Source organism: Bacillus altitudinis (genome assembly GCF_001191605.1).
GTDB classification, from domain to species: domain Bacteria; phylum Bacillota; class Bacilli; order Bacillales; family Bacillaceae; genus Bacillus; species Bacillus altitudinis.
Window position 1 is genome coordinate 3,025,770 of sequence record NZ_CP009108.1, and the last position, 19,996, is coordinate 3,045,765.

24 protein-coding genes and 1 riboswitch are annotated in these 19,996 nt (G+C 40.9%); of the genes, 4 read left to right on the plus strand and 20 right to left on the minus strand.

The features are described from left to right. Nucleotides 1-82: 82 nt before the first annotated feature. The 12 genes from ID12_RS15165 to ID12_RS15220 form a co-directional block, all read right to left on the minus strand. Nucleotides 83-1,864 carry an ATP-binding protein gene (locus tag ID12_RS15165; RefSeq protein ID WP_050827364.1) on the minus strand — a complete coding sequence of 594 codons (1,782 nt, stop codon included), beginning with the start codon at nt 1,862-1,864 and terminating at the stop codon, nt 83-85. Then, entirely contained in the window at nt 1,861-2,583 is a 723-nt protein-coding gene (locus ID12_RS15170; RefSeq protein ID WP_017359777.1) for a response regulator transcription factor, read from the minus strand. The genes ID12_RS15165 and ID12_RS15170 overlap by 4 nt, the downstream gene beginning before the upstream one ends. 86 nt (nt 2,584-2,669) lie before the next feature. Beyond that, nucleotides 2,670-3,848 (minus strand): c-type cytochrome biogenesis protein CcsB, encoded by a 1,179-nt coding sequence (gene ccsB, locus ID12_RS15175; protein WP_050827366.1) that lies wholly within the window; start codon nt 3,846-3,848, stop codon nt 2,670-2,672. Next, nucleotides 3,832-5,511: a cytochrome c biogenesis protein ResB gene (gene resB / locus ID12_RS15180; protein WP_019743083.1), complete on the minus strand. Its 1,680-nt coding sequence runs from the start codon at nt 5,509-5,511 to the stop codon at nt 3,832-3,834. Before resB ends, ccsB begins: the two co-directional genes overlap by 17 nt. A 1-nt stretch (nt 5,512) precedes the next feature. Further along, complete coding sequence (gene resA, locus ID12_RS15185) at nt 5,513-6,043, minus strand: thiol-disulfide oxidoreductase ResA (RefSeq protein ID WP_008344474.1); 531 nt, start codon at nt 6,041-6,043, stop codon at nt 5,513-5,515. 90 nt (nt 6,044-6,133) lie between these two features. Continuing rightward, complete coding sequence (rluB, locus tag ID12_RS15190) at nt 6,134-6,868, minus strand: 23S rRNA pseudouridine(2605) synthase RluB (protein ID WP_008344472.1); 735 nt, start codon at nt 6,866-6,868, stop codon at nt 6,134-6,136. Nucleotides 6,869-7,002: 134 nt separating this feature from the next. Beyond that, nucleotides 7,003-7,539 carry a spore maturation protein gene (locus ID12_RS15195; RefSeq protein ID WP_017359781.1) on the minus strand — a complete coding sequence of 179 codons (537 nt, stop codon included), beginning with the start codon at nt 7,537-7,539 and terminating at the stop codon, nt 7,003-7,005. A gap of 4 nt (nt 7,540-7,543) precedes the next feature. Continuing rightward, a complete protein-coding gene (locus ID12_RS15200; RefSeq protein ID WP_007501015.1) occupies nt 7,544-8,131 on the minus strand; it encodes a nucleoside recognition domain-containing protein in 588 nt (195 codons plus the stop codon). Next, entirely contained in the window at nt 8,119-9,270 is a 1,152-nt protein-coding gene (locus ID12_RS15205) for a D-alanyl-D-alanine carboxypeptidase family protein (RefSeq protein ID WP_050827367.1), read from the minus strand. Before ID12_RS15205 ends, ID12_RS15200 begins: the two co-directional genes overlap by 13 nt. A 110-nt stretch (nt 9,271-9,380) precedes the next feature. Next, entirely contained in the window at nt 9,381-9,860 is a 480-nt protein-coding gene (locus ID12_RS15210) for a YpuI family protein (RefSeq protein ID WP_007501019.1), read from the minus strand. A 113-nt stretch (nt 9,861-9,973) separates the two neighbouring features. Further along, nucleotides 9,974-10,567 (minus strand): SMC-Scp complex subunit ScpB, encoded by a 594-nt coding sequence (gene scpB / locus ID12_RS15215; protein ID WP_008344462.1) that lies wholly within the window; start codon nt 10,565-10,567, stop codon nt 9,974-9,976. Next, nucleotides 10,557-11,315: a segregation/condensation protein A gene (locus ID12_RS15220; RefSeq protein ID WP_007501021.1), complete on the minus strand. Its 759-nt coding sequence runs from the start codon at nt 11,313-11,315 to the stop codon at nt 10,557-10,559. The genes scpB and ID12_RS15220 overlap by 11 nt, the downstream gene beginning before the upstream one ends. A 210-nt stretch (nt 11,316-11,525) precedes the next feature. On the opposite strand from ID12_RS15220, the gene ID12_RS19115 reads away from it, so the two are divergent. Next, nucleotides 11,526-11,618 (plus strand): YjcZ family sporulation protein, encoded by a 93-nt coding sequence (locus ID12_RS19115; protein WP_008359694.1) that lies wholly within the window; start codon nt 11,526-11,528, stop codon nt 11,616-11,618. An 88-nt stretch (nt 11,619-11,706) separates the two neighbouring features. After that, the gene (locus ID12_RS15225; RefSeq protein WP_017359784.1) at nt 11,707-12,231 is read left to right on the plus strand and encodes a DUF309 domain-containing protein; all 525 of its coding nucleotides are present in this window, start codon (nt 11,707-11,709) and stop codon (nt 12,229-12,231) included. Nucleotides 12,232-12,456: 225 nt separating this feature from the next. On the opposite strand, the gene ID12_RS15230 is transcribed toward ID12_RS15225, so the two are convergent. The 7 genes from ID12_RS15230 to ID12_RS15260 form a co-directional block, all read right to left on the minus strand. Further along, nucleotides 12,457-12,810, minus strand: a complete 354-nt coding sequence (locus ID12_RS15230) for a GNAT family N-acetyltransferase (protein ID WP_008344455.1) — start codon at nt 12,808-12,810, stop codon at nt 12,457-12,459. 113 nt (nt 12,811-12,923) lie between these two features. Then, the gene (gene ribH, locus ID12_RS15235) at nt 12,924-13,388 is read right to left on the minus strand and encodes a 6,7-dimethyl-8-ribityllumazine synthase (RefSeq protein ID WP_007501031.1); all 465 of its coding nucleotides are present in this window, start codon (nt 13,386-13,388) and stop codon (nt 12,924-12,926) included. A gap of 26 nt (nt 13,389-13,414) precedes the next feature. Next, nucleotides 13,415-14,038, minus strand: a complete 624-nt coding sequence (gene ribB, locus ID12_RS15240; protein WP_017359786.1) for a 3,4-dihydroxy-2-butanone-4-phosphate synthase — start codon at nt 14,036-14,038, stop codon at nt 13,415-13,417. An 11-nt stretch (nt 14,039-14,049) separates the two neighbouring features. Further along, nucleotides 14,050-14,700, minus strand: coding sequence for a riboflavin synthase (ribE, locus tag ID12_RS15245; protein ID WP_026050106.1), 651 nt, complete (start codon nt 14,698-14,700; stop codon nt 14,050-14,052). Between the two features lie 247 nt (nt 14,701-14,947). Next, a riboswitch (FMN riboswitch) is annotated at nt 14,948-15,089 on the minus strand. A 114-nt stretch (nt 15,090-15,203) separates the two neighbouring features. After that, nucleotides 15,204-15,548: a hypothetical protein gene (locus ID12_RS15250; protein WP_008344451.1), complete on the minus strand. Its 345-nt coding sequence runs from the start codon at nt 15,546-15,548 to the stop codon at nt 15,204-15,206. Nucleotides 15,549-15,782: 234 nt separating this feature from the next. Next, on the minus strand, nt 15,783-16,019 hold the full coding sequence (locus ID12_RS15255; RefSeq protein ID WP_017359788.1) for a DUF2164 domain-containing protein: 237 nt from the start codon (nt 16,017-16,019) through the stop codon (nt 15,783-15,785). Between the two features lie 200 nt (nt 16,020-16,219). Further along, complete coding sequence (locus tag ID12_RS15260; protein WP_050827369.1) at nt 16,220-16,801, minus strand: TetR/AcrR family transcriptional regulator; 582 nt, start codon at nt 16,799-16,801, stop codon at nt 16,220-16,222. 247 nt (nt 16,802-17,048) lie between these two features. Here ID12_RS15260 and ID12_RS15265 point away from each other — a divergent pair, with 247 nt between their 5' ends. Next, complete coding sequence (locus tag ID12_RS15265; protein ID WP_080987800.1) at nt 17,049-18,314, plus strand: MFS transporter; 1,266 nt, start codon at nt 17,049-17,051, stop codon at nt 18,312-18,314. Nucleotides 18,315-18,344: 30 nt separating this feature from the next. Here the strand turns inward: ID12_RS15265 and ID12_RS15270 are convergent, their stop codons facing one another. Next, the gene (locus ID12_RS15270; protein WP_008359679.1) at nt 18,345-18,782 is read right to left on the minus strand and encodes a peptidylprolyl isomerase; all 438 of its coding nucleotides are present in this window, start codon (nt 18,780-18,782) and stop codon (nt 18,345-18,347) included. Nucleotides 18,783-19,103: 321 nt separating this feature from the next. Here ID12_RS15270 and ID12_RS15275 point away from each other — a divergent pair, with 321 nt between their 5' ends. Then, nucleotides 19,104-19,988 (plus strand): DUF1002 domain-containing protein, encoded by an 885-nt coding sequence (locus ID12_RS15275; RefSeq protein ID WP_017359791.1) that lies wholly within the window; start codon nt 19,104-19,106, stop codon nt 19,986-19,988. Nucleotides 19,989-19,996: the final 8 nt, after the last annotated feature.

Sequence of the window (19,996 nt, forward strand, 5' to 3'; positions counted from 1 at the left end):
CTTAAAAATATGAAAATAGAAAAAACACTTCATTTTCTTTCGAAAAGAAGTGTTTCTCATGTAACAAGATTCTTCGTCAAGATTAGACGAGTTCCTGCTTTTTTTTCGGAATATAGAAAGTGAAGTGAGTACCTGTTCCAGCTTTACTATGTGCATGAATGGAGCCTTGATGCGCTTCTACGATGTTCTTCACAATCGCAAGGCCCAGCCCCGTACCGGAACGTCCTCTTGTTCTTGCTTTATCTGCTTTATAGAACCGTTCAAAAATAAATGGGAGATCCTCTTCAGGAATGCCGCTTCCCGAATCTTTCACATCCATCTTGAGCCCATTTTCCACCGATTGAACTGAGAAGTGAACTTCTCCGCCTTCTGGTGTATGACGAATGGCATTGTCGATGAGATTTGTAAAAACCTGTTCTATTTTATCTGGATCAAATACAAAATACGGTTCTTCTACTTGAATTTCATATGTCAGGTTGATTTGTTTTTCTTTCGCAATTCCAAGGAATTTACGGTAGATTTTTTCAGTCAGCTCTTCTGTATCAGTTGATTCAAGATTCAGTGTAATATGACCAGCTTCCATACGTGCGAGATCGAGAAGATCATTCACAAGACGCCCCATTCGAAGTGATTCATCATAGATAATTTGGGCAATCTCTTTCTTTTCCTCTTCTGATCCGGCAATGTCATCGACAATCGCTTCACTATAGCCCTGCAGCATAGCAATAGGTGTGCGGAGTTCATGGCTGACATTTGCAATGAAGTCTTTTCTTAGCTTATCCAGTCTTCTCTCTTCTGTCATATCGCGAAGTACCGCTACCGCCCCTCTGACATCTTGCTGGTTATAAAGCGGAGACATGAGAAGAACCCAAGTACGCCCTTGCAGCGTGACTTCGATCATTTGCTCTTTTTCCGTACTGACGGCAGTATGAAACAATTCACGCGCTTCTGGCGGCAGTTCATCCCCATCTTTGATCTTCATATTTTGCTCGTAATACCAAGCCTGCAAGAATCTTTCTGCAGGAGGGTTTGTCATGAGGATCGTTCCATCAATATTGATCGTGATGACACCGTCTGCCATACTGCTGAGAATGTTGGACAAATGTTCTTTTTCTTGATTTAAAGCGGTTATATGAAATTTAAGCTGCTTGCCCATTTGATTAAAGGCGATCGCCAGTTCCCCAATTTCGTCTTGCGTTAAAATAGGAATCTTTGTATCAAATTTCCCTTTCGCCAAATCTTGTGCTCCCTCTCTCATCTTTCTGAGAGGATAGGTGACACGAGTGGATAAGAAGAAAGCGAAAATTGTCGTCAGCACAATCGCAATTCCGGCTGCGAGGAAGATATAACGCGTCGTATGTTTTGTTGTCTGCTCTACAGCAAGGAGGGATTGAGAAAGAAAGACCATCCCTTTCTTTCCGTTCGCCTCGTAAGGAACACCTACTACAATGCGTTCATCTTTCTGATTGCCTGTATGAGATTCAGCTCGTTTACTGATTTTTTTTCGTTCTGTCAGTGCTCTGTTCAAATCTTTGTCTGCTTCAATTTGTTCTTTTGTGATCGCAGGAAGCTTCCCGCCTTTTTCAGACGAATACCATTCTAGTCCATCCTCTTGAACAATCGCGATACTTGTCAATTTATCAGCTAGTTCTGATGTAATCGACCTTGCAAGCGATTGATCCTCATGGCTTTCTAAAATGACTGCTACTTTGTTGGCCATTTGTGTTAAATCAGACTTTGCTTCTTCGACATGGTAGTTCTCAATGAATTCTAAAAGAAGCACAGTTAAAATCGATAAAACAATGAGCACGAGGAAAAGAATGGTTAACCATAGCTTTCCTACGACACTTTTCCACAGCTTCATTCAGTGCCGACCTCAAATTTGTACCCGACACCCCATACTGTCACGATTTTTTTCGCTGCTTCTGGTGACACTTTATTCAGTTTTTCGCGAAGCCTTTTGACGTGGGTATCCACTGTTCTCAGATCCCCAAAGAATTCATACTGCCACACTTCTTTGAGAAGCTTTTCCCTGTCATAGACCTTATCCGGCGTTTTTGCCAAGAAGTACAAAAGTTCGTATTCCTTCGGCGTGAGGCTGACTTCTTTTCCATCTGCTGTGACCCGGTGTGCATCATGATCAATGGATAGATGAGAAAACACAAGAACATCTTTTGTGGTTGTTCCAGTATTGAGATATGACGTTTGAGACGATCTTCTTAACAGTGCTTTCACACGAAGAACCACTTCACGCGGACTGAAAGGTTTGACGATATAATCATCCGTTCCTGCCTCAAAACCTTGCACACGGTTGGCTTCCTCACCTTTTGCTGTCAGCATAATAATTGGTGTGGCTTTTTTATCTCGAATTTGATTACACACTTCGATCCCATCTGTCCCAGGCATCATTAAATCAAGCAAAATGAGGTCATAATCGGTTTGAAGTCCTTTTTGAATGGCCTCATCCCCATTTTCCGCTTCATCAATTTCATAATTTTCCCGTTCTAAATACATTTTTAAAAGGCGGCGAATTCTTGCCTCATCATCGACGACTAATATTTTCGTTTGAGTTGTGTGTTCCATTAGACAATCCTCCTGCTTTCTCCGTTGTTACATACATTTTAACAAAAAGCCGAATCGAATCATAAAAGTTGGCCTTTTTCATGCGATTACGCGTAAGAATGAAGCCCCGCAATCACTAGGTTGACAAAGATGAGGTTAAACATAATGATCGCAAATCCGATCACAGCAAGCCAAGCGGACTTTTCACCATGCCAGCCTCGTGATAACCGAAGGTGGAGATAGGCGGCGTAAAATAAAAATGTAATTAAAGCCCATACTTCCTTCGGGTCCCATCCCCAGAATCTCGTCCATGCAATTTGTGCCCAGATCATCGCAAAAATAAGACCACCTAACGCAAATACAGGGAATCCTATGGAAACAGCCCTGTATCCAATTTCATCGACTAAATCAAGATTCACCTGTCTTACGAGCGGCTGAAGCAGCGCACTTAGTCGTTTGCGAATGATCAATCTTAGCAGTCCATAAATGATCAGCCCAACGCCAAATGACCACAGCACTGTATTCACCTTTCTACCTGAAAAAACAGGCGGCAGATCAACCACAGGCTCTAAACGATCTTTTGTGATAAGTTCTCCTTTATGAGGTCCTACTAAGGCAGGCAACTCATAGACCATGACGCTCTCTTTTTTATTTTTATCTACCCAATTAAATTCCGCTTCATACCCTGTCATTCTAAAGATGGACGTGACAGCGATAAATGCAAGGGTAACCACAATCATAAACATGACCAGCTCTAAGCCAAAGGTTTTCTTCCCCGGTTTTGTTTGATCGACATGCTTCAAAAGAAAAATCACACCTGCCACAAAACTGATCGCCAAAATGGCTTGACCAAGCGCTGCTGTCGTGACGTGAATATATAGCCAATTACTTTGAAGCGAAGGAATCAGCGGTGAAATATCCGATGGAAACATGCTTGCATAAGCAATGATTAATAAAGCGATTGGAAGTGTGAATAAACCTAGCACAGACACTTGATAGACAAAATATAAAATAATAAATGCGAGCACCAGCATCATGCCAAAGGCTGTGGTGAATTCAAACAGATTACTGACTGGTGCGTGACCAGACGCGATCCACCTTGAAATAAAATAGCCAAATTGACTCAAAAAACCAATGATGGTGAGCGTTATGCCGATAAGTGCCGCCTTATTTTTGCGCGGACCCTCTTCTTTCTTTTTTCCTTTAATGGCCCCTCCAAAAAAAGGAACTGCCGCTAAATAAAATAGAAAAGCTGCAAATAACAGGTTTTCACTGACTGCCGCCATCTAACCCTTCCCCCTTGCTTTTGCTGATACTTGTTGTATCAGGCAGTTCTTTTTGATCCACTGGCTGTTTGATGCCACTGCCGTGCAGTAACACCTTGAGATCAGACTTTAAGCCGAACCAGTTTTTGTTTGTATGTCCTGCCACAAATACTTTTCCATCCTTTGCCGACAGCCAGATTCTTCTATGCTGCCAGTACATCCCTTGTACGACACCAATCATAAAGATGATTCCGCCAACAATAAGTACCCCGAGTGTTAAGTCTTTTCGAACCGTTAAACCTGTCACGTTTTTTGTTTCAACCCGGTCAAATTTCATTTTATAAAGATTGTTATCAGAACCCTCTACTGTCTCTTGAATTGCGACAAAGCTTTTTTCACCTTTTGGTTTTTCAGGAGAGATCATTTCAAATACGAACGCAGGATTATTTGGATTCCTCGTTTTCGTACTAGGTGTGCCATCTTCGTCAAAATAAAAGTCAGGCAAATAACTCATCACCTTGACTTTGTAACCGCTACCAAGATCATATTCTGACTTAGGCTCCAGCAGATTAATCTTCACTGTTCCGAAAGATTTCTCAGTATCTTTTCGAATCAGCTGAAAGACCATTTGATCGAGTTCATTTTGTTTAAAATCCACTTGATATAATGAGAAATTGTCAAACTTAAGCGGTTCATTCACTTTAATATCGTGTTCTGTTACCTGCTTTAGCTTTGGCTTTTCACCAAAAACAACTTCCCCTTCACGTTTGTATAAAACGGCATCGGTTTTATAACTTTTGACGACTTGACCATCGCCAGCCTTTTCAATCGCATTTTCAAAGACTTCTTTTTCTTTTTCAGATTCATAGCGGTCAATTGAAAACGCGTTATTCTTTAAGAAGTATTGGCCTCCCGTCCCTGGGATTGGTGCCGTTTCGCCTTCTCTTACCCATAATGTTTCATCCACGTACATTCCCGGAACAAACCGGAGCATGGATCCAATGAGAAATATAATTAATCCAATATGATTGACGTAAGGTCCCCAGCGGGAAAAGCGGCCTTTTTCAGCTAAAATATGTCCATCTTCTTCTCGTACGCGGTAACGCTTTTGTTTCATCTTACTAACGATGCCTTCATATGTATGTTGATCTAATGTTTTGTTTGTTTCGCTGAAAAGACGCTGCCTTCTCATAAAACCTTCTTTTTTGACAACCCCTTGATTTTTGAGTGCACGATAAAGTGGAATCACTCGATCAAGGCTGCAAATCACAAGGGAAATTCCGATAGATGCGACAAGGGCTAAAAACCACCAAGAATTATAAAGATCATGGAATCCAAGGATGTAATATAACTTGCCAAACGACCCATATTGCTCCTCATAATAAGTGGAAGCTGATGCACCTGGCGGAATAAACCGCTCCTGCGGAAAAATAGTTCCTAGCGAAGAAGCTAACAGTGTGATGACAATGAGCCACACACCCACTTTTACGGAAGAAAAAAAGTTCCATACTTTATCAACAATCGTTTTGTTGTATGTTTGCGAGCGTCTTGCACTGCCGTCATATCTCATATCAAGCAGCTTTGATGAATTTTTCTCTTTTGCTGCAATGGGATTCCCGCATGATTCACATAGAACAGTACCGATTGGATTAATATGTCCACACTCGCACTTTACCTCTTTCATTCTATGACCCCTTTGGTTTAATCAAATTCATATATTCATAGACATTACGTTCTGTCATCGTCCCCTTTATGACTTTGATTACTTTGCCTTCAGGATTAATTAAAAATGTGGTTGGCAGCGGCGTAATATCATATGCCTCTGTCACTTGACGATCTTTGTCCATGGCAACAGGAAAATTCACGCCATAAGCATCCATAAAGTTCTTCACAGCAATATTGGATTCCCCCACATTCACGGCAACAATTTCGACACCGCGATCCTTGAACACTTCATACTGATTTGCCATATAAGGGAATTCCTGCTTACATGGACCGCACCATGTACCCCAAAAATTGAGAAAGACGCCTTTGCCTTTTAAGTCCTTTAATTCAATCCGTTCCCCATCTACCGATTGAAGGACAAAGTTAGGCGCAATAGATCCTTCTTTGACTTGATCCTGTTTGGCAAATACTGAGTTATACATCGTATAACATAGTGCAGCAAGCATCACGAGGAGAATGCCCGTCCGTATGAAAAATCGTCTTTTCTTCATCTGAAGTACCCCTTCCCCATAGACATTCAGGTAAATTATAGCATTCTCCTTCTTTTGATGCTTCTTCATTTTTTGAAGTTTATGTGAAAATTAAAAAGCGCTTTTCCCATGATCCGCAATCGCTCTTAGGCGTTTTACTTCATGCGGCGTCAATTCTCTGCGATCTCCTGGTCTCATGCCTTCAATATGAAGGAAAGCATATTGCTCTCTTTTGAGTTTTAAAACGTCGTGGCCGATTGCTTCAAACATGCGGCGAACCTGTCTGTTTCTGCCTTCATGAATGGTTAATTGCACAATACATGTTTGCTTTCGTTTATCAATCGAAAGCATTTTGGCACGGGCAGGTGCTGTTTTTTTATGGTCTAACATGATTCCTTTTTCTAACTTTCTAAGCAATTCTTTTGAAGGGATGCCTTTTAGTTTCGCTGCATACGTTTTATCAATTTGATATTTCGGATGCATGAGCTTATGGGCAAATTCGCCATCATTTGTAATCAAAATTAAACCGCTCGTATCATAATCCAACCGGCCGATTGGATACAGACGCTGCGGAACATCATCAAAGAAGTCTGTCACGACTTTGCGTCCTTTATCATCCTCGGCAGCTGAAATGACGCCGCGCGGTTTATAAAGCATAAAGTAAACCGGTTCTTCTCTTTCAAGCTTTAAGCCATTGACTTCAATTTTATCTGAAGAGCCCACCTTTACTCCGAGCTCTGTCACTGTTTCACCATTAACGGTAACTCGTCCTTCTTTAATTAATTCTTCAGCCTTTCGTCTAGAAGCGACGCCGGCATGGGCAATTACTTTCTGTAAACGTTCCATTTGTCTTTCACCTCATGTACTATCTTACTTGCTTGGCTTGAAACAAACAAGCATTCGTGGAAAAATAAGCGTTTCATCTGTCTAATTTCAACAAAAAAGCTGTTTTCCATCCACGAAATAAAAAAAGCAATTGTTTAGGCGCCGCTAAATAACAAACTGACGATAATAATCGATGCAATGATCCCAATCAGGTCTGCAAGCAGCCCCACTTTCAGTGCATCTCCCATTTTTTTAATACCAACTGCTCCAAAATAGACGGTTAAAATATAAAGGGTCGTATCAGTTGACCCTTGCATAACGGCGGCAAGCTTGCCGATAAAAGAATCTGGACCATAAGTCGCGATTAAGTCTGATGTCATACCAAGCGCCGCTGTTCCTGATATAGGGCGTATCAAAGCAAGCGGAACCACTTCTGTAGGAACACCAATCGCTGTAAACACAGGTTTCAATAATTCCATGACAAAATCAAGGGCACCTGATGCTCGGAAAATCGTAATGGCGACAAGCATACCGACTAAATACGGAATGATTGAAAAGGCAATTTGAATGCCTTCTTTCCCGCCTTCTACAAATGTTTCGTACGTCGGTACTTTTTTAATCGTCCCTGCAATCAATATTCCTGCGATGATCAGTGGAATCAAAGCAAGTGACAGCCAGTTAATAAATGCCACAAGATCACCCCCGCCTGCTTCTGCGATAGTGGAAATAGCGATCAATCATAATCGCACCGATACCTGAAATAAGTGTCGCCAAAATGGTTGGACCTACAATATCTGTTGGCTGATCTGCGCCATAGGTCATACGAATGGCAATGACAGTCGTTGGCACAAGTGTGATAGAAGATGTATTGACTGCTAAAAAAGTGATCATAGACCGGCTCGCCTCATTTTTTCCGCCATTTAATGCTTTCATCTGCTCCATCGCCTTAATCCCAAGTGGAGTGGCGGCATTGCCAAGGCCAAAGAAATTTGCCATGAGATTGGACAGAATATACCCCATCGCTGGATGATTCGCAGGAATCTCAGGAAATAGTTTTGAGATAAAGGGCCGGCATAATTTACTAAAGAAATGTAACAACCCCGCTTCTTCTGCGATCTTCATCAATCCCAACCAGAATACAAGAACACTAATCAACCCAATTGAAATGGTGACCGCTTCTTTTGATCCTTTAAAAACAGCTTCGTTCACTTCATGCATCGTTCCGTTAAACATTGCATAGACAAGACCGATGACCGTGAGGAATACCCAGATCAGATTGACCATGAAGATCCGCCTATCGATGTCTGAAAGACAGACTTAAACATTTCTTGAAAGCTTTTTTGAGGCATTCGGTTGCGTTTGTTTTCATAAAAAATGGGGACTTGCTCAATCACCTGACCATCGAGTAAGAACGTCATTTTCCCTACTACATCTGGGATCGCTTCTTTGTTTTTCTCCCATTTCTTTTCAGGCGTCAGCATTTCCGTTTCGATTTCCACTAGTTTTTTCTCATGTTCATTTAAAAAATAGTCCACATCCCGCTGAATAAACGCTTTTTTTTCGTAAAAAGTCCCTTTTAACGAAGCGAGCCTGCCTTTTTCAGCAAGCACATACGTTTTATAGTGATCAAATGCATACTCAAACATTGAGATATGATCCTTCCAATCATCCGGTGCATTAATCGTCACAGCAATGAGCGCAGCATCTCCTTTTGCAGCTGTGGAGACAAGCGTGCGTTTTGCAAGTTTTGTATATCCTGTCTTCCCTCCAGTCGAATATTGATATAAACCAGTAAGCAGCTTGTTTTTGTTTTTCCAATAACCTTCGATTGTTTTTGCTTTATAAAAGGTGGTACCGGCAATTTTTTGATATTGCTGATGCTTCATGGCGTATTTCGTTAAGATTGCCATATCATAAGCTGATGAATAATGGTTTTTATGATCATCGAGTCCATGCGGATTTTGAAAATTCGTATTCTCCATGCCTAGTTCAGAGGCCTTTTGGTTCATCATAAAAATAAAGCCTTCTAAGCTGCCACCAACATGTTCTGCAATGGCAACAGCTGCATCATTTCCAGAGCGCAGCATGAGCCCGTATGTCAAGTCTTCTAAGCTCACCTTCTGTCCTTCCTTTAAATAAATCGAAGAACCTTCCGCTTGAATCGCACGTTTTGACACTTTGACCATGTCGTTCATTTTTCCTGATTCAATGGCTAATACAGCCGTCATAATTTTTGTGATACTGGCGATTCTTCTTTTTTCGTGCTCGTCCTTTCCAAATAGGACTCTGCCTGACTGTCCATCTATTAAAATGGCGCTTCTCGCACTCACCGATAATGAAATGTCTGCTTGAGCGTGTGAGGAAAAAGGCAGTAAGAGTGTCAATAGAAGAAGGACTGCTGTTCCAATTTTTAAATAGGGCATGTTCATTCACGTCCTTGTCCGTTTTGTACAAGTGTATGCGCGGCTGAAAAAGTTATGATTCCTCGTCCATAAAAAAAAGCAACTCTCATGTGAGAGTTGCCTTGTCTTCTTTATACCATTTTCATTTGCTGATGAGATGTTGTATATTCCAGCTCTTCTCTCATCGTTAAAAACTCTTTTTCTAATGAAGAAAACAAACGTTTGACTTCAGCCGATACTTCATGATGGAAAACAATGCAGCTTTTTCCTGTATAGGCTGAACGGCTATCTTCATACCATGTATCCTTTTTTGGTGTAAAAAATTCTTCAATACATTGATGATAAATACGATGAAGCGTCTGCTGTGCGGCTTGCTGCGGGAATGTCTGCTGCTGCCCGATTTTCCTGCAAACCGCCGCGGCATCCTCGCTATAAACTGCAAGCTTCCGCAATGTACTTAATATGTCACAATAATAGGCTTCCGCTTCCGGGTTTAATCGTTTCAAGCTTGATAAGGTAGCTTCGTTCAGAAAATCATTCATTTCAACTGCAACCTTTGATAAAAAAACGCCTGCTTGATCAACTTGAGCCTTTACATTCATATGTGCCATTTGTTTCGTGTTTACCTTCCCCTCATGGCTTTGTCACCATTTTATCTTTCAAACAAAGGTTTTAGACCTAAAATCTTTGTTATATTTTATCATACATTTTTCCTTATTTTGAACTATTTTATCTCTTCAAATGTTTGATTGAAGTTTTCAAAAAAGAGATCAGCCTCTTCTTGCACCCCATCTGCTTCCACATTCTCTGGAAGTGGCGGTAATTCATCTAAGGCTTTTAAACCAAATTGCTCTAAAAAGGTAGGTGTTGTCCCATAAAGGATCGCTCGTCCCGGTCCATCGGCACGTCCTACTTCACAGAGCAGTGCTTTGGCAACTAAACTATGCAGCACTCGTTCTGATTTAACGCCTCTGATCTCCTCGACTTCGCTGCGTGTAATCGGTTGTTTATACGAGACAATGGCGAGCACTTCTAGCGCTGCCTGTGACAAACCTTTCGATGGTGTCTCTACTAATTTTTTTAAATATACGCTGTATTCTTTTTTCGTCAGCAGCATATATGAATCTGCATATTCAATGAGCTCAATTCCTCGTTCTTGTTTTTGATATTCTTCTTTTACGGCAGACATAATATCAAGCAATGCTGCCTCATCAACTTCAAGAACAGACATGAGCTGTTTTCTTGTTAAGCCTTCGTCACCTGCTGCATATAGCAGCGCTTCTAAGATGGCTTTCCAATTCACGATATCAAGCGTCATGAATCGTTTCACTCCCTATGATATAAATATCTTCAAAGTTTCCTTCCTGCTCCAGCATGATTTGATGGCTCTTCATCAATTCGAGAACAGCAAGAAATGTCACGACAAGGTGTTCCTTTTGATCATGTTGAAATAAAGTCATGAAATTGGTCCGCTTTTTTGTTTTTCTTAAATGGTTCATAATCTCATTCATTTTGTCTTCAATCGGGATTTCTTGTCTTGTAATCTTTGATGGTGCTGGTTTTGTTATTTTTTTGCGGTTCAATACCTTTTGGAACGCACCTAACATATCATACACCGTGACATGTAAGTTTGTGTCCTTCGCTTCTGCTTCTTTTGCAAATTCACTTAAATCACTTGGTGGTTTTGTAAAGGCGTTTTGCCGCTCTTCTTCACGTTCCTTCAGTTCTTGCGCTGCATTTTTATACTTGCGGTATTCAATTAATTTGCCAATCAGCTCATCACGAGGGTCCTCTTCTTCTTCCATCAGGTCTTCATCAAACAGCTCTTCCTCTTGTTTTGGGAGAAGCATTCTGCTTTTAATGCTCAGGAGGGTTGCAGCCATCACCAAATACTCACTTGCAACATCAAGTTCAAGCTCCCTCATCGTGTGGACATATAATAAATACTGCTCCGTAATTTTAGCGACGGGAATATCATAAATATCAATTTCCAAACGGTTAATTAAATGTAAAAGCAAGTCCAAAGGACCCTCAAACGAATCTATTTTCACCTGATATTCCAGCATTCTTTTCTCACCATTTCTACTGTCTTCTAAGTACCGTTTTCATCGGCTAACCTTTAGTATAAGACACGATAAAGCTCTCGTCCAATATAATTTCGACCATGAGGCAGCAGGCAAAAAAAGAAAAACAGTGGATTCGCCCATACCAATGAGGGCATTTATACATAGAATACCATTGTAATCAGAACTGATGAAAAAGGAGGCCGTAACATTATGGGAGATGGTTATTACTTCGGCGGAGGATTTGCGCTTATTGTTGTGCTGTTCATCTTGCTGATCATCGTTGGCGCGGCTTGGGTTTATTAAAGAAACAGAGCGTCCTTTCATAAAGGGGCGCTCTTTCTTCTTTTCTTTTCGGTATGTTAGACTGATAGTGGAAAAGGAGTTGACCGCTGTGTATCCTAAAGCGTACGTGGCTTTTTTACATGAATTTCATACGACAAGAGATTATTTTGAGTGTCATGAAATTCTTGAAGAATTTTGGAAAGAAGATCCTCCTCATCAGCGCAAAAAGTACTGGGTGGGTCTCATTCAGCTTGCTGTTGCTTTGTATCATCAAAGACGAGGGAATGGAAAAGGAGCAAAACGGCTGATTTCAAACAGCCTTCATATATTAGATTCGGACCGGAACATACTAACAGAATTAGGTCTTGATGAAGAGGCATTTCTTTTGCTGCTGAGAACACTGAAAAAGAAAATCGATGAAGACATGCCCTACGAAAGTGTGATGCTGCCAATCCGAGATGAAACGCTTCTTTCTTTATGCCAAGAGATGGCCCAAAAAGAAGGCTTAACCTTCGGACAGGAGAGCAACTTATCCCATACATTCTTAATTGAAAAGCATAGACTGCGTGATCGAACGGACGTATTGCTTGAACGTGAAAAGCAGATGGAACGTAAAAAAAGCAGAGGCATATAACCTCTGCTTCAGCGTGTAGACAAACCCTCGCATTCGGTGTCAGTCCTGCGTGCCGGTGCTCACGAATATCGAATTCGCTCCGCTCCAGTACTCGTCCTTCCTAGGGCTGCAAAGGTTTTCTATCACGCTGAAAAGAAGACAAAGGGCTAAAATAAAGTTCATTTTAGCCCTTTGTCAACAATCTAAAGCAGAGACATATAACCTCTGCTTTTACATGTGTGATATTTAGTTTGTTTCACTGTGACACTTATGAAAAAAGCCTTGCGTTAATTCATTTGGAATGAGCGTTTTCGTTTTGAATACTTCTTCCACGGCTAATACCATTTCCTTGCCGATGCCTTGGTCACGATGGGACGGATTGACACTAATATGTTCGATTTGTACTTGGTCGTCTGTTTTCAGCACACCAATCGCACCGACGATATCCTCACCATCTTTCCAAAGGAACAGCTGCCGATCTTCATCCATTTCATACGACTTTATCGTCTGCTGAAGCTGTTTGACGTCTTTCTCACCCGGCATAAAGGACAGGAGTCCCATGGCAATTTTTTCAAAAGACCTCTTGTAACGAATTAACATATATACCCCTCAATATTAAAATTATCCTATTTTCCAGCAAATGTCTTATGAATCACTTGCTCATCACACATTATAAACACTTTTAGGTTGTTTTTAAACTCTTTTTCATCAAATTAACGAAACGTTCGATTTAGGTTGGCCATTTCAATAGCAGCTGCAGCCGATTCACTGCCTTTATTTCCAGCCTTTGTACCGGCTCTTTCAATGGCTTGTTCAATAGATTCTGTTGTCAGTACACCAAAGATAATCGGCACCCCTGTTGAGATGGCACTTTGTGCGATTCCTTTAGCCGCTTCATTACAAACATAATCGTAATGGGATGTTGCCCCGCGAATCACGGTTCCAAGTGTAATGACTGCATCATATTTTTTTGTTTCTGCTAGTTTTTTTGCCATATACGGAATTTCAAAAGCCCCTGGCACCCACACGACATCAATATCGTCACCGTTTGCTCCGTGTCTGAGCAATGTATCTTCTGCTCCATCTAGCAATTTACTTGTAATAAAATCATTAAATCTAGCGACGACGATTCCAAACTTTAATCCTTCTGCTACTACATTCCCTTGTATTGTATTCATATGTTCATCATCCTTTTTTGTGATTTTTATTTTGTTTTCATTGTCGTTGTTTGCTTGTTTATATATGCCTGCAATGCTTCAATCGTCAGCATCTTTAAATCGTGTTCTTTTTGAATTTTTTGCAGTTCGGGTACGCGGGCCATGGTTCCATCTGCATTCATAATTTCACATATGACACCCGCTGGCACTGAACCCGCAAGTTTAGCAAGATCAACGGCCGCTTCTGTATGACCTGGTCTTTCTACTACGCCTCCCTCTTTCGCAATAAGAGGGAAAACATGACCTGGGCGGGCAAAATCTTCTGGTTTTGACTCTTTATTTAACATGGCCAAAATGGTCGTTGAGCGCTCAAAAGCACTTATACCAGTTGTCGTTGACGTATGGTCGATGCTCACTGTAAATGCTGTATGATGTGCATCCGTATTTCGCTCGACCATGGGATGCAGATCCAAGTGTTTCGCAATCGAGGCATGAACTGGTGTGCAAATAAGACCTCTTCCATGTAAAGCCATGAAGTTAATGACTTCCGGCGTTGCATGCTCAGCAAGTGCCACAAAGTCTCCTTCATTTTCTCTGTCTTCATCATCTACTACGATAATGATTTCTCCTCGTTTCAGGGCATTTACTGCCTCATCAACTGAATGATACATACAATCGCCTCCTAGAATCCGTGCTCTTTTAAAAATGATGGGGTTAATCGTGATGGCTGCTTTTCGTTTTGCTCTTTTGTTAAAAAGCGATAAATGTATTTACCGATCATGTCACATTCAATATTTACTACATCCCCCATAGATTTAGTCGGGAAAATAGTTCCTTCAAGCGTATGTGGAATGATAGAAACTGTCACATGAGCATCTCGCAAATCGAAAATAGTCAAGCTGACGCCGTCTATTGCGATCGATCCCTTTTTTGTGAGCATATCTGTGAGGGTCTTGTCCATTTTCAAATCATAGTAAATGGCATTACTCTTCTTTTCTACACGGGTAATCACAGCCGTTCCATCAACATGGCCTGAAACAAAATGACCGCCGAATCGTCCATTTGATGACATCGCTCGCTCTAAATTCACTTGGCTACCTGGCGCAAGCTGATCAAGTGATGTCGCTTTGACCGTCTCAGGCATCACATCTGCCGCAAACTGTTCTTTTGTGAAGCTTGTGACAGTGAGACAAACGCCATTGATGGCGATACTATCGCCTAGGTGAACATCTTCTAGTACACGACTGCACTTGATGATGATTTCCATGGCATCTGCGGATCTTTTGCTCAATGACTGAACTGTACCCACTTCTTCAATAATCCCCGTAAACATGTGATCCTCCCTTTCTCTTTCTTTTGTATTTCTCACTTTATGAAAAAGCGATGTTTGGGACATGTGATCGATTGAACACCTTCGTCGCTTTTTATGGTCCATACAAGATGAGGGATCACCTAATAAACACTGCATGCGATGACTATATTGACATACAGAAAGCCCCGGAAAAATTCCGGGGCTGTGGTTTTTTTGCATTAGAAATAAAACTATGATCAACACTTATTTTTGTTCATACATAGCTTTCGTTATCCTTCTCCCATCCAGACTTTCACTGTCGGCTTCAGCTTCTCACTGAATCAACCGTTAATAAATTAACGGGTCACGGGCTGTAAAGCATTTGCTTTATTACCGTCGGTCGGGATTTTCACCCTGCCCCGAAGGATACAATCGATATTTAGCTGTCCTTAGGGGCTATTATAGCGATCCTTGTTGTCAAATGCAACAATCAAGATTTATTCACCTGTTCATAAAAAAAGCCTCCTTATAGGAAAGGAGACTTGTTAATTGACGACTTTTACTACTTTTATAAGACCGTCTATTCTTTTTTCATTACTAAAGTATGCTTTAATACGATCGCCTTTTTTCAGATCGGCCACATCATCTTCAAATTTCTTTCCATTAAAAATGATTTTCGTGCCATTTTTGGCTTGACCGTAATACTCATCACCATCAATTTTTGTAATGGTATATTCATAGATTGTGTAATCTTTGTCATTATTTGTTAAGCTTTCGCCGATGGCTGTTGGCACATCTTCAATTTTCATACCATTCATGTATAAATAACCTGCGCCTAAACAAAGCAGTAAAACAAATAAGATTGCGATTTTTAATTTGATTTTCCCCATATTTAGAACCTCCATCATCTGCACTTCGCCTATTTGTATGTTCTATTCCTTCTTTTGATGAAATAAAACCAAAAAAGCTGATTTTCATTAATGGTTACTTATATAACGATTCAAATGGACTTTTGGTTCCACCTTTTCATCATTACATATGATACGAATATGCGTTCTTTATTAAGGGGGTCTTTTTTCCTCTTTATCTGTTAGCAGGGTGAATAAGATAGACGAGCTTTTTGATTATATTCTTTTCTCTAGTGCGAATAGATCTTCCTCTAACAATTGAGATCTTTGAACAGCGATATTTCGGCTGTCACGAACCCCTTGATTATAATAGTAGCTTCCAAGATGTTTTGTGATAAATTCTAATATATTGATGGCTGCTAATTCACCAATCTCCTCTTCTCGTTCTTCGGCAAAGTAACGCTGAATAGCAATCATCATCTGGTTTTTTTCTTCTTTTGTTAATGGTTTCAAAGTATCTCCTGCTTTCTTTCAGCATGATCACACGCTTTTTAGATTTGCACTTTCACTTATTTTTAGAGCTGCATATGGTGACACTCACGAATACGAATGTTTGTTCTCTTATCATATCACAAAAACGTGTCCATCACACCCTAAAAGAAAAAGCGTGTTTTAATCCATTGATCAAAATACGCTTTTTTTATATAGACTATTTATTTCAATATGGATAGTATCGTCGCTATAGAATGATCTACAAATGAACGCTCTGGGCGAGATTTCATGAGGACTGTAAGTCCAATAAAAGAAACGACCAGCGCCTGTGCTAAGGCTTTGGCATTCAGACTGCTTTCGAGCTCACCCGAGCGAATACCTTGTACAATTTTTTCTTCAAAAATGACCGAAAGATACATTTGATGCTCTCTTGTGAGAATTTCAAATTTCTCTTCGTGGGGGGCAAGTTCGACTATTGTATTGATGCAGAAGCACCCTTTACTCGGCCCATCTCCATATTCCTCTTCTACTAATTCAGTAAATAATGTACGAAATGCTTCCTTTGCAGACAGATTGTTTTGCAGTTTTGATCGAATATGTGCTGCATGCTGAGTTGTATATTTGCGTAATGCTGCTTCAAACAATTCCTCTTTATCACCGAACGCTGAGTATAAGCTCGGCCGCTGTATTCCCATTTTTGCAGTTAAGTCGCTTAATGTAGTGGCTCTGTACCCTTTCTCCCAAAAAAGCAACAAAGCCTCATCTAACGCTTTTTCCTCATCAAATTCCCGTTGTCGAACCATCATCAACCCTCATTTCTATCATAAAAATCTCTCACTAGATCAATCATCTATTTCTTATAAGGATATTTTTTACTTATCGGTATATTATCATTTTATTTTATTGACATATCATTGTCAAATTGACTGCCTCTCTCAAGATCTTCACTACATCATCTTGACTTTAAAACGTTTCTATGGTTATCTTTAACAGGAATTATTTTATACCTAACAGTATATTATACTCTTTAGTACAAAAGGAGATGATGACATGCATGAAAAAAGAAAAATGAATGCCGTTGAACAATCTGATCTGGAAACGACTCATTTACAAATAACCACCCGATCAACGATGACTCGCAATATGGCTCTACTGTTTGCGACAGCCTCCGGGATGGCAGTTTCAAACATATACTTTGCACAGCCATTATTAGACTCCCTCGCATCCGAGTTTGGTATCAGCTATTCATCCGTTGGTATGGTCATTACGATTACTCAGCTTTGTTATGCGCTAGGACTGCTACTGATCGTACCACTTGGTGATCTGTTCAACCAACGGCGGCTCATCGTAGCTCAAATGCTAGTATCCGTGTTATCTCTCATTCTAGTCAGTATCGCCCCTACCGCCACCGTCCTGTTCATAGGACTAGCTGCGGTGGGACTGCTCGCTGTAGTCACTCAGGTACTCGTAGCATTCGCAGCGACATGGGCCGCTCCTGAAGAACGTGGCCGCATAGTGGGCTTGGTTCAAAGTGGAATTGTGATTGGTATTCTTCTCGCACGAACGTTTGCTGGTGTACTAACCGATCTCGCCGGCTGGAGATCAGTCTATCTCGTTTCCGGCGTGATGATGCTGATCATCACTGGCGTGTTGTACCGGTATCTTCCTCGTGCTGACAACAAGAGAGTCTCCATATCCTATGTGAACTTGCTCGCTTCAATGTTTATATTGTTCAGACAAGAACGAATTCTACGTATTCGTGGCGTACTGGGTTTTCTGATCTTTGTTGTGTTTGGCACGCTGTGGACTTCACTTGTGCTGCCTCTCAGCACTACGCCATACAATCTGTCACATACGGCGATTGGTGCATTTGGCCTTGCTGGAGTTGCCGGAGCATTAGGTGCCGCTCGAGCTGGAAGCCTTGCTGATCGAGGCTTAGGACAGTTAACAACGTGCATCGCCCTTGTCCTATTACTCTTTTCATGGTGTTTTATTTTTTTCACTGAATATTCCCTCATTTTATTAATCGTTGGTATCGTCATTCTTGACCTATCTGTGCAGGCCGTTCATGTGACCAATCAAAGTATGATTTTCATGGTCCGGCCTGAGGCGAGAAGCCGGCTGACTGCTGCTTATATGATTTTTTATTCCCTCGGCAGTGCGCTCGGTTCTATTGTATCAACTAACATATACGCAAACGCTGGCTGGAATGGGGTATGTCTATTTGGAGCCTCTATCAGCGCCTTAGCCCTTTTATATTGGATGATCACCTACCGCTTCACGGCACAGATCACAGGAACATCAGATTTAAAATAAAAAACACCGCAATTAAGCGGTGTTAATGGATTAAGCATCGACAACTTCGACTTTTTCCATCCCTTGACCTTGTTCCATGTCAAGAACAGCCTCGATACCAGATGTTACTTTACCAAAAACAGTGTGAACACCGTTTAAGTGCGGCTGTGGGTCATGTACGATAAAGAATTGGCTGCCGCCAGTGTCTTTACCAGCGTGTGCCATTGATAATGAACCTCTCTCGTGCTGATGAGGGTTTCCTTCTGTTTCACATTTAATTGTGTAACCAGGTCCTCCAGTTCCATTACCGTTTGGATCGCCGCCTTGGCTTACGAACCCAGGGATCACGCGGTGGAATTTCAATCCATCGTAGAAGCCTTCATTCGCTAATTTTTCAAAGTTTGCTACTGTACCTGGAGCAGCCTCTGGGTAAAGTTCAAACTCAATTTTCTTTCCATTCGTTAATTGTATGTATCCTTTTTTCGCCATTTTTCACATTCTCCTTTCAGGTTAAACAACGCTCATTATAGCACATTTTTGGTCATGTTAAACATCCCCTGCTTACCTAATGTGATTTACCTCTTTTGCCAACATTGATAAAATAAAAGAGCTTGATCCTTTTCTCCTAAGGAAATGATCACAGACTGAGCAAAACACTTCATCATATTGGAGGTTTCAAACATCTTTAAAAGATAATTGAAACGTCAGACTGATTTGTTACGTCTATATGATGGAGTACGATTCAAATCATGTACTCAAAAGATGAGTTTCTCACCATCGAGAAACGCTTTCGACTTGAAGGAGGTCAACATGTTTAAAAAAACAATGCTTGGTATGATGGCAGCGCTCCTTTTACTGATTGGTGCGCCAAAAGTCAGCTTAGCGGATGCAGCTGTCGGCGATGTCATCGTCACACTCGGGCAAGACTTAACACCGGCTGATCGCCAGAAGGTGCTTGACGAGTTGAATCCACCTGAAAATGCGACAAAAATTGAAGTAACCAATAAAGAAGAGCACGAATATTTAGGAAAGTATATCCCTCGCTCTCAAATCGGGACTCGAGCATTATCATCTTCATCTATTACTATTGAAAAATCAGGTACGGGTCTGACTGTGGATACACATAACATTAAGACCATTACAGATGAGATGTATTTAAATGCTTTAATGACCGCAGGCGTGAAAGATGCAAAGGTTGTCGTGACGGCGCCGTTTGAAGTATCTGGTACAGCAGCACTGACAGGTCTATTAAAAGCCTATGAAGTGTCAAGCGACAAAGCCATTCCTGAAGATGTGAAACAGGTGGCAAACGAAGAGCTTGTAACAACATCTAAACTGGGAGACTCTATTGGAAAAGACAATGCTTCTGCCCTGATTGCAAAAATCAAAGATGACATTGCCAAAAATGGAGTTCCTAAAACAACAAAAGAAGTGGAAGAAAAAGTAGATCAAGCCGCTTCTGATTTGAACTTAAATCTAACGCAAGACCAAAAAGATCAACTTGTCTCTCTCTTCGATAAAATGAAAAATATCAATATCGATTGGAAACAAGTCGGATCTCAAATTGATAAAGCAAAAGACAAGATTACAAAATTCATAGAATCAGATGAAGGGAAAAACCTTCTACAGAAGATTTGGGATTTCTTTGTCTCCATTTGGAATGCGATCGTCTCTGTATTTACTGGTGGAAAATAAATGTCATA

Bases quoted from the DNA above. Each gene is read 5' to 3' on its own strand.
- ID12_RS15165 (WP_050827364.1), bottom strand. From the start codon at position 1,864: ATGAAGCTGTGGAAAAGTGTCGTAGGAAAGCTATGGTTAACCATTCTT.
- ID12_RS15170 (WP_017359777.1), bottom strand. From the start codon at position 2,583: ATGGAACACACAACTCAAACGAAAATATTAGTCGTCGATGATGAGGCA.
- ccsB (WP_050827366.1), bottom strand. From the start codon at position 3,848: ATGGCGGCAGTCAGTGAAAACCTGTTATTTGCAGCTTTTCTATTTTAT.
- resB (WP_019743083.1), bottom strand. From the start codon at position 5,511: ATGAAAGAGGTAAAGTGCGAGTGTGGACATATTAATCCAATCGGTACT.
- resA (WP_008344474.1), bottom strand. From the start codon at position 6,043: ATGAAGAAAAGACGATTTTTCATACGGACGGGCATTCTCCTCGTGATG.
- rluB (WP_008344472.1), bottom strand. From the start codon at position 6,868: ATGGAACGTTTACAGAAAGTAATTGCCCATGCCGGCGTCGCTTCTAGA.
- ID12_RS15200 (WP_007501015.1), bottom strand. From the start codon at position 8,131: ATGGTCAATCTGATCTGGGTATTCCTCACGGTCATCGGTCTTGTCTAT.
- ID12_RS15205 (WP_050827367.1), bottom strand. From the start codon at position 9,270: ATGCCCTATTTAAAAATTGGAACAGCAGTCCTTCTTCTATTGACACTC.
- ID12_RS15210 (WP_007501019.1), bottom strand. From the start codon at position 9,860: ATGGCACATATGAATGTAAAGGCTCAAGTTGATCAAGCAGGCGTTTTT.
- scpB (WP_008344462.1), bottom strand. From the start codon at position 10,567: ATGACGCTTGATATCGTGAATTGGAAAGCCATCTTAGAAGCGCTGCTA.
- ID12_RS15220 (WP_007501021.1), bottom strand. From the start codon at position 11,315: ATGCTGGAATATCAGGTGAAAATAGATTCGTTTGAGGGTCCTTTGGAC.
- ID12_RS19115 (WP_008359694.1), top strand. From the start codon at position 11,526: ATGGGAGATGGTTATTACTTCGGCGGAGGATTTGCGCTTATTGTTGTG.
- ID12_RS15230 (WP_008344455.1), bottom strand. From the start codon at position 12,810: ATGTTAATTCGTTACAAGAGGTCTTTTGAAAAAATTGCCATGGGACTC.
- ribH (WP_007501031.1), bottom strand. From the start codon at position 13,388: ATGAATACAATACAAGGGAATGTAGTAGCAGAAGGATTAAAGTTTGGA.
- ribB (WP_017359786.1), bottom strand. From the start codon at position 14,038: ATGTATCATTCAGTTGATGAGGCAGTAAATGCCCTGAAACGAGGAGAA.
- ribE (WP_026050106.1), bottom strand. From the start codon at position 14,700: ATGTTTACGGGGATTATTGAAGAAGTGGGTACAGTTCAGTCATTGAGC.
- ID12_RS15250 (WP_008344451.1), bottom strand. From the start codon at position 15,548: ATGGGGAAAATCAAATTAAAAATCGCAATCTTATTTGTTTTACTGCTT.
- ID12_RS15260 (WP_050827369.1), bottom strand. From the start codon at position 16,801: ATGGTTCGACAACGGGAATTTGATGAGGAAAAAGCGTTAGATGAGGCT.
- ID12_RS15265 (WP_080987800.1), top strand. From the start codon at position 17,049: ATGCATGAAAAAAGAAAAATGAATGCCGTTGAACAATCTGATCTGGAA.
- ID12_RS15270 (WP_008359679.1), bottom strand. From the start codon at position 18,782: ATGGCGAAAAAAGGATACATACAATTAACGAATGGAAAGAAAATTGAG.
- ID12_RS15275 (WP_017359791.1), top strand. From the start codon at position 19,104: ATGTTTAAAAAAACAATGCTTGGTATGATGGCAGCGCTCCTTTTACTG.